This window comes from Sulfurovum sp. (genome assembly GCF_036568385.1).
Taxonomy (GTDB): Bacteria; Campylobacterota; Campylobacteria; order Campylobacterales; family Sulfurovaceae; genus Sulfurovum.
On the sequence record NZ_DATCSP010000031.1, the window covers coordinates 1 to 6,918 of the forward strand.

The 6,918-nt window shown below is 44.9% G+C and carries 9 protein-coding genes and 1 pseudogene; 2 read left to right on the forward strand and 8 right to left on the reverse strand.

Going from position 1 to position 6,918, the window contains the following annotated elements; translation table 11 throughout:
• Positions 1-203, reverse strand: a pseudogene (locus VIM88_RS03560) (N-acetyltransferase); the annotation flags it as partial.
• Complete coding sequence (locus VIM88_RS03565) at positions 200-1,183, reverse strand: DUF2156 domain-containing protein (RefSeq protein WP_331861508.1); 984 nt, start codon at positions 1,181-1,183, stop codon at positions 200-202. The pseudogene VIM88_RS03560 and the gene VIM88_RS03565, both read right to left, overlap by 4 nt.
• A 156-nt stretch (positions 1,184-1,339) precedes the next feature.
• On the opposite strand from VIM88_RS03565, the gene VIM88_RS03570 reads away from it, so the two are divergent.
• Together VIM88_RS03570 and VIM88_RS03575 are read left to right on the forward strand one after the other, a co-directional pair.
• Positions 1,340-1,723: a hypothetical protein gene (locus tag VIM88_RS03570; protein ID WP_331861509.1), complete on the forward strand. Its 384-nt coding sequence runs from the start codon at positions 1,340-1,342 to the stop codon at positions 1,721-1,723.
• Positions 1,724-1,740: 17 nt separating this feature from the next.
• Positions 1,741-1,971 carry a TIGR03643 family protein gene (locus VIM88_RS03575; RefSeq protein ID WP_331861510.1) on the forward strand — a complete coding sequence of 77 codons (231 nt, stop codon included), beginning with the start codon at positions 1,741-1,743 and terminating at the stop codon, positions 1,969-1,971.
• 5 nt (positions 1,972-1,976) lie between these two features.
• Here the strand turns inward: VIM88_RS03575 and pdxH are convergent, their stop codons facing one another.
• The 6 genes from pdxH to VIM88_RS03605 all read right to left on the reverse strand — a co-directional run.
• Positions 1,977-2,615, reverse strand: coding sequence for a pyridoxamine 5'-phosphate oxidase (pdxH, locus tag VIM88_RS03580; protein WP_331861511.1), 639 nt, complete (start codon positions 2,613-2,615; stop codon positions 1,977-1,979).
• Positions 2,616-2,623: 8 nt separating this feature from the next.
• The gene (locus VIM88_RS03585; RefSeq protein WP_331861512.1) at positions 2,624-3,982 is read right to left on the reverse strand and encodes a deoxyribodipyrimidine photo-lyase; all 1,359 of its coding nucleotides are present in this window, start codon (positions 3,980-3,982) and stop codon (positions 2,624-2,626) included.
• Between the two features lie 15 nt (positions 3,983-3,997).
• A complete protein-coding gene (locus tag VIM88_RS03590) occupies positions 3,998-4,867 on the reverse strand; it encodes a hypothetical protein (RefSeq protein WP_331861513.1) in 870 nt (289 codons plus the stop codon).
• On the reverse strand, positions 4,864-5,814 hold the full coding sequence (locus VIM88_RS03595; protein WP_331861514.1) for a DUF523 and DUF1722 domain-containing protein: 951 nt from the start codon (positions 5,812-5,814) through the stop codon (positions 4,864-4,866). The genes VIM88_RS03590 and VIM88_RS03595 overlap by 4 nt, the downstream gene beginning before the upstream one ends.
• Before the next feature lie 10 nt (positions 5,815-5,824).
• Entirely contained in the window at positions 5,825-6,703 is an 879-nt protein-coding gene (locus VIM88_RS03600) for an ABC transporter substrate-binding protein (protein WP_331861515.1), read from the reverse strand.
• A partial coding sequence (locus VIM88_RS03605; RefSeq protein WP_331861516.1) for a thiamine phosphate synthase occupies positions 6,700-6,918 on the reverse strand: 219 nt, incomplete at its 5' end. The genes VIM88_RS03600 and VIM88_RS03605, both read right to left, overlap by 4 nt.

The window sequence follows — 6,918 nt, forward strand, 5'->3', positions numbered from 1 at the left end:
GAATAAAGCCGATAATACGTTTTTCTTTTGAGCCAAAGAATATATCCTGCCACTTCACCCTCATGCATAAAGACGAACAGATCATTCCTTTTAATATGATAGGAGAACGAACCTCTGCTCAATGGGAAATCATCTCTGGAAAAGAGTCTGTTCTCCAATACAGCCAATGCGTTGAGATGGTCTAAAGTAGCGCGCAGGATCATTGTTTCTGATAGATTGTATATTTAGGTATCAGCTTGTCCGGACGATAGGACATTTTTACTTTTTTCAGATTTTCAAACCCCATATCATCCCCGACATTGATATACTCGCTTTGATAGATCTCTTTAAGGTATTTGGTGAATTCCCTGAAGATGAACTGAGCACATCCGAGTACCTCAAAATCAGTCTTTTCTATAATGATGCTGGAAGTTTGTTCATTGATCCTCTCACCCACGGTAAAACCTTTGATCTCATCATCGATGTAGAGGACCATGCCGACCACATCGAGATTATTGTAATCGTTCAACAACCGTTTGATGGCAAATCTTTCAAAATAAATACCGTCCAAAAATGTTTCGACCTCTTCTTTCGGCATGTAGGTTGTCCTGTCTTTGACCCATTTGTTAAAAAGACGTATGATCCCCTCCCGGTGTTTCTCGATATCTATGATCTCAACCCTGTGATCCATATAGACCTTTTTAAACTTGTTGATCTCGTTTCGTTTTGATTTGTACTGATCGCCTTTGAGCTCTATAAGATTGTCCACTTTATAGATATAGTCCACCAGTTTTTTTTCTATGATGAAATCTTTTAACATATCAAAGATCACCGTCCCCTCTTCAAGATAATCCACAAAACCTTCAAGCATATTTTCATGGATATATTCTATTTTTGAATAGTGCCTGTTACTATTATGTGCATTCATGATCTCAAAACATTGGAGCATCGCGTCGAAGGTCTTCTCCTGCTTTCCCAAAGGCGGAAGAAGCATGGAGAGCTCACCCGAATTCAAGATGAACAGACAGAACGTATCGTTGACAATGGCATAAAATCCGGTTGCAGTGGAAAGCCATATATAATTGCCTGAAAAGGTATAGTCGCTGATATCGACATTGACCACTTTGAGGTAGCTGTTCATGATCTCTTTTGCTCTCAGGTCGAAGTGTTTTAGGGTATAGTTGCTGATGGTCAAAGTTGACACATTTTTCTCCGAAATATTTTTTAAAATTCTACTCCTTTTTTTGTGATTTGCATCAAGATTTCAAACTATTTTTTGAAAGATTTTCTGAAGCGGGTCACTGCCATTCTACGAACCGACAAAACAGGGATACAAAATGCTTTTTTCTTCAGATACACTATGAAAAATTTACAAGGAAAGACCATGCCGCACATCGTACTGGAAAACATCAATGACACCAAAGAGGCGTATGAAGCCGTGACGCCGTTTGCACAGAAAACAGACGGAGGGATACTCAAAGTCCTGGACAAATACATCAATGCAAAAGAAGAAACCGCGTTGGTAGAGGCACTTGCCATCGAGAACGGGGTCAACCAGAACTTTTTCATACAACTCTCATCCAAAAAGTCCAGCCTTACGGTACGGCTGCTCCCCTTGACCGATCCGGAAAAAACCAGGGGTGTCAAGACCATCATGGCGATGGTCGCCAAACAGATCAAAGATACTGATGAAAAGATCAGCTACGGCAAGAACAATTTAGAAGAGTTCCTGCTGCACGCATAAGGATACAGGGGGCTTTCATGAACGAGGAAGAAAAACAGCGTCTGATCGAAATGGCGTGGCAGGACCGTACCCATTTTGACATCATCCGGAAACAGCTTGGCGTCACTGAGAACCAGGTCAAAAAGATCATACGGAAGCTCATCGGTCCCAAAGCCTACAAACGCTGGCGTAAACGCGTACAGGGGAGAAGAACCAAACATGAAAAACTGTGTGAACACAAACCAACACGCTTTCAGGGCCCCTGGTAAGATCACTAGGGAGCGAGCCTTTGGATGGTCCATCCCTCCTTTTCTCTTGTGTAAAGGATGCGGTCATGCAGCCTGCTCTCTCTTCCCTGCCAGAACTCTATCTCTGAGGGTATGACCCTGTAACCGCCCCAGAAATCAGGCAGAGGCACATTCCCTTTGGCAAACTTCTCTTTCATCTTTTCGATCTGCATCTGCAGTATCTTTCGCGAGGAGATCACTCTGCTCTGCTCACTCACCCACGCACCTATCTGACTGCCTCGTGTTCGCTTCATGAAGTAGGACATAGACTCTGATGTACTGATCTTCTCACATATTCCCTTTACACGTACCTGACGTTCCAGATCCAACCATAGGAATTCCAGTGCCACATGAGGGTTTTCTGCTATCTCTTTGGCCTTTACACTGTTATAGTTCGTAAAAAACACAAATCCCTTTTCATCAAATATCTTCAGAAGTACGGTACGTATATTGGGAATATTCTCTTTGGAACTGGTGGCCAATATCATGCTGTTCGGGTCTTTCACCTTTGTCTCTACCGCTTGTGAGAACCAAGTTTCAAATAGTATAAAGGGATCTGTAGGCACAGTACTTTCATCAAGTGTCGCTTGTCTATATTCTGTACGCATCTCTTGTAAATCTAACATAATACCTCCTAAAGCCTCTGTTTAAAATATGCCAAGGCATTTTGTGAAGCCTCTTTGTGTACTACCATCGGTTTGGGGTAGCCTTCTATCGTATGGTGCAGCAAATAGCTCTCATCATGAAGTTTCTTGGGCTCCACTGAAGCGAGCTCCGGCACCCACTTTTTGATGTACCCTGCCTCTTTGTCAAATTTCTTGCTCTGCAAATAAGGGTTGAAGATACGGAAATAAGGCTGGGGGTCTATCCCCGTACCGGCGCTCCACTGCCAGGAGAGAATGTTCGATGCCGCGTCATAGTCAAGCAGATACTTGGCAAAAAATGCCTCGCCCCACTGCCAGGGCAAGAGAAGGTCCTTGGTAAAGAACGATGCACAGATCATCCGCACACGGTTATGCATACCTCCTGTCTGCAGGAGTTCTCTCACTCCTGCATCCACCACAGGCACTCCGGTTCTGGCCTCACAGAACGCAGCATATTTCTCTTGATCCTCTATACCGTTGAATCGGTACTTATGGTTATGTGTCGCAAGATCAGGAAAATGGAAAAGCAGATAGGCATAGAAATCACGGAACACAAGCTGTCTGAAAAAGGGCTCTGTATCCACACCGCTTTTCTTCTGTTCCACTAAAAAGCGCAGCAGTGCACGTACCGAAATGGTACCGAAACGAAGATCGATGCTGAGCTGAGAGGTCGCCTCTTTGTCCAGATAGTCTCTCTCTTTTGCATACACCGGAAGATGTTTTTTCAACTGTTCCAGTTTGCTCTCTACCTCATCGGTCCGGGGCATATTCTCTCTAAACCCGACAGAACTGATAGTTAGGGGCAGTACCGTTTCTTCCTCTCCATTCAGTTTTGTGATGCCTTCATACGAGGTCTGATAGAGCTTTTGGTCGACAAAGGTAAATTCCTGCATATGCTCTTTGGTCAGTTGTGCTTTGGCTTTGTTGTAAAAGGGGGTAAAGACCAGGTACGGCGTGCCGTCATCTTTGAGCACTTCTTCCGGTTTGAAGATGTAGGTATCATGCAGATATCTGAAATGAAGGATATGGGAGATCCGGAGGTCCCTCTCCCTGGCATAGGCATCATAGTCCCCGCTGGCAGCGACCTCGTCAAAGCCTTCTGCTTCCAGTACAGAAAATATCTCCAGCGGATCCCCGCAGAATATCTTCAGTTCCAGACCCTTTGTCTGCAGTGCCTTTTTCAGCTTCAGCACCCTGTCAAAGATAAAGCTGACCCGTCGGTCATCCTGTGGAAGTGCATCGAGGATCTGTGTATCAAAGATAAATACAGGAAACACTTCACCGCCCAAAGCAAGCAAAGGATTGTCCTCTACCCTCAGATCGCGCCGAAACCATACTATTCGCTTCATCTGTACATTCACCTTCTAAAAACGATACTTTAACTTGACCATCAAACCCGCTGAGGGTTCAATACTGTAGCTCTCTGTCTCATCTGCCTGATGGTCATAGATCGCAAAATCACGTTTGAAAGCATACAGCAGATCTCCACTCAGCTCCAACTGCTCATTCCATTCATAGCGCAACCCGACATTCGACTGAAAATCCTTCGCTTCGACATATCCACCCTCTTCTATGCCGCTGTCATCCGCTAAACGGATCACCGCCTGCGAGTAGATCATTCCCGCATTGAAGAGTAAGTTCGGGCTGATCTGGTACCCTACGTATACTCTCGGAAAGCCAAGAAGGACGCTCAGACCCTCTTTTTCGCGCAGGCGGTAGGTATAACCCAGTACTGGCAAAGCCAAGGTCTTGACCGGATGGTAATTGGCAAATGCCCCCATCTGTATGGCATGCTTCTCATCGACCTTGTAAGACAAAAAGCTCAGCACACCGGCACCAAAGGCGTTGCTGAACTCCTTCTCATAGGTGGCATTGACATTGACCACATTGAGCATGAACCACTTTTCATTGATGAACACCGGCAGATTGGCATGAAGTTTGACACGCTGCATGGATTCTATGGGTGTCTTGGCTTTATAAAAGGGCAAAGTATCGGCACGTTCCCAGTCATACTCCCAGCGGCTGTAGCTAAAACCGAACATATCGTTATTGATACGCATCTCTTGTTTGTACGTTTTTACACTTGCATCAAAATTTTCAAAACCAGCATCAGAAAGATAGTCGGATTGAAAGGTGATCTTGGGTTGTGTCATCTGCTCGAGCAGGGAAAGGTTCTTGCCTTCCGCACCACTCTCCAAAGTAAGCAGCGGTATCAGCAGGCCCAACCTTTTCATTTGCCACTCTTGATGTCGGACCGGAGCGCAAGCTCTTTTGGGTAAGGGTGCAGGAACTTCTGGTCGAGCAGGTACTCCACATTATGCGTCTTGGCAAACATATGCAGTCTGCTAAGCGGCGCGATGAGAGGGACTATCTTGTGTGCATAGTCCTGTATCTGTTCATGCAGCATCTCTTTTTCCACCTTCGTGATCTTGTCCTTGACAAACCCTGCCATGTGCTCCAGTACATTTCTATTCTTTCCTATAGAGCTTTTTTGCGCAATAGCCGTCTTGAATAGAATTTCATACTGTCTCAAGATCTCATCAAACTTGAGCTTCTCATGGTTACCTACGATCTGTCCCAACTCTCTGTACATCATCTCGTTTTTTGCCTGAAGCATAAATTTGTATGACTGATGAAACTGAACGAGCTCTTTCATCGCAGGCTTTGAAGCCTTGAAATTTTCAAAATCATCATAGGCAAAGAGCTGCATGATGAAGTTCTCGCGAAGCCATGGGTCATTCAGTCTTCCTTCCTCTTCCATGGGCAATAAAGGAAAACGCTCTTTGCACATCTTTACAAATAGACCGTCATCTTTCTCTTTGGAGTAGCCGTTCGACCTGTAGACCATGGCGCTTCCCAGCCCGCAAGAAGGAGATTTGGACTTGAATATGATACCCCGTATCGGTTCATTCTGGATCTTTTGAAGTTCAGTGTTGTTGCTCTGCAGGAGCTGCCCTGTGACATCCGCCTCTCCTTTGCTGCTCTGCACATAATAGCCGTCCTTCCCATCTTCTACCAGTCTTATCGTCGGCCTGGGCGTACCGAATGCTAAGTGTTCGGGACAAAATGAAACGAACTGGGCATAGTTCGCCAAACTGTGGGTCACAAACCGATCTTCACTGTGACCGCCGCTGTAACGTACCTCTTCCCCTAACAAACATCCGGATACGGCTATTTTCATACATCACCCTTTAGTGTAAAAATGCTGTCTTAAATCGTTCATCCTGCAAAGAAGTGATACCTATCTCTCTGAAAAATTCCAAAATAGGTAAAGACTTCTCATAGTTCGAACTGTAATTTTCATCAAAACATTCCAATGTTGCCTTAAGTATATCATCCATCAGTGCTGATCTAGCTTCATTGGTATGATCATAGTAGATTTCCATCGCCTCTTTCGGGTTTTCGTTCATAAACCTGATCGACTCTTTGACCGCTGCATCAAAATCCTGACATACTGCTTCATTGGCATGATAGAAATCTTTGTTGACAAAAAGGTCCAAGGCACTGAAGTTTGCAAAACCTGACGTTTTTGCATCCAGATAAAGCAGGTCCATTCCCTCGTGCTGTGCTTCTATCCCTTCGAAGTTGTAGAAGTAGAGCCATCCTCCGTCCGCACCTTCTTTCATATACTTGATATGCTGGAATCCGTTAGGCTCAAAGTGCACCTGGTCCTTTGTGACCGCGATACCCTCTTTGTCAAAATAACGGCGGATGATCTCATACCCTATCGTATTGGTCACATCGTTGGATACCGGTGTGGTAATAGTGATCTTTTCGCCGTTCTTCACTTTCTCATAGGCCTCTTTTTTGAGCAGTACCCCGCCTTTGGTCTCAAAATAGGTTCCCAAAGAGAGAAACTTTTCATCAAACTGTTCTATCAGGTGCAGCGGTTCATTGGTCGCAAACTGTATGTTCCCTGCGATCAATTCATCCAGCCCGTCATAATGTTCATCCGGAACGATCAGTTCAAGGTCCAATCCGCGGTTTTCAAAGTAACCTTTGTGCAACCCTACTAAAAACGGTAAGTGGTCCGGGTTGAGGAACCATTCAAAAGCGAGTTTTAATTTCATATTTTCATTCCTTTGATCAAATTTGATACATTTTCTTGTGTGTTGCCTTTAAACGCTGCGCTGACGACAGAGATCATATCTGCTCTTGTGGCTGCGATCTCTCCTATATTGGTCTGGGAGATACCGCCGATCGCACAGATAGGTATATCTATGGCTTCTTTGGCCTTGTGCAGTACGTTCATCGATATGATCCCCGAGTGCGGCTTGGTAGGCGA

Excerpts from the sequence above, each read along its gene's own strand:
- VIM88_RS03570 (WP_331861509.1), top strand. The coding sequence starts at position 1,340 with ATGAAAAATTTACAAGGAAAGACCATGCCGCACATCGTACTGGAAAAC.
- VIM88_RS03575 (WP_331861510.1), top strand. The coding sequence starts at position 1,741 with ATGAACGAGGAAGAAAAACAGCGTCTGATCGAAATGGCGTGGCAGGAC.
- pdxH (WP_331861511.1), bottom strand. The coding sequence starts at position 2,615 with ATGTTAGATTTACAAGAGATGCGTACAGAATATAGACAAGCGACACTT.
- VIM88_RS03585 (WP_331861512.1), bottom strand. The coding sequence starts at position 3,982 with ATGAAGCGAATAGTATGGTTTCGGCGCGATCTGAGGGTAGAGGACAAT.
- VIM88_RS03590 (WP_331861513.1), bottom strand. The coding sequence starts at position 4,867 with ATGAAAAGGTTGGGCCTGCTGATACCGCTGCTTACTTTGGAGAGTGGT.
- VIM88_RS03595 (WP_331861514.1), bottom strand. The coding sequence starts at position 5,814 with ATGAAAATAGCCGTATCCGGATGTTTGTTAGGGGAAGAGGTACGTTAC.
- VIM88_RS03600 (WP_331861515.1), bottom strand. The coding sequence starts at position 6,703 with ATGAAATTAAAACTCGCTTTTGAATGGTTCCTCAACCCGGACCACTTA.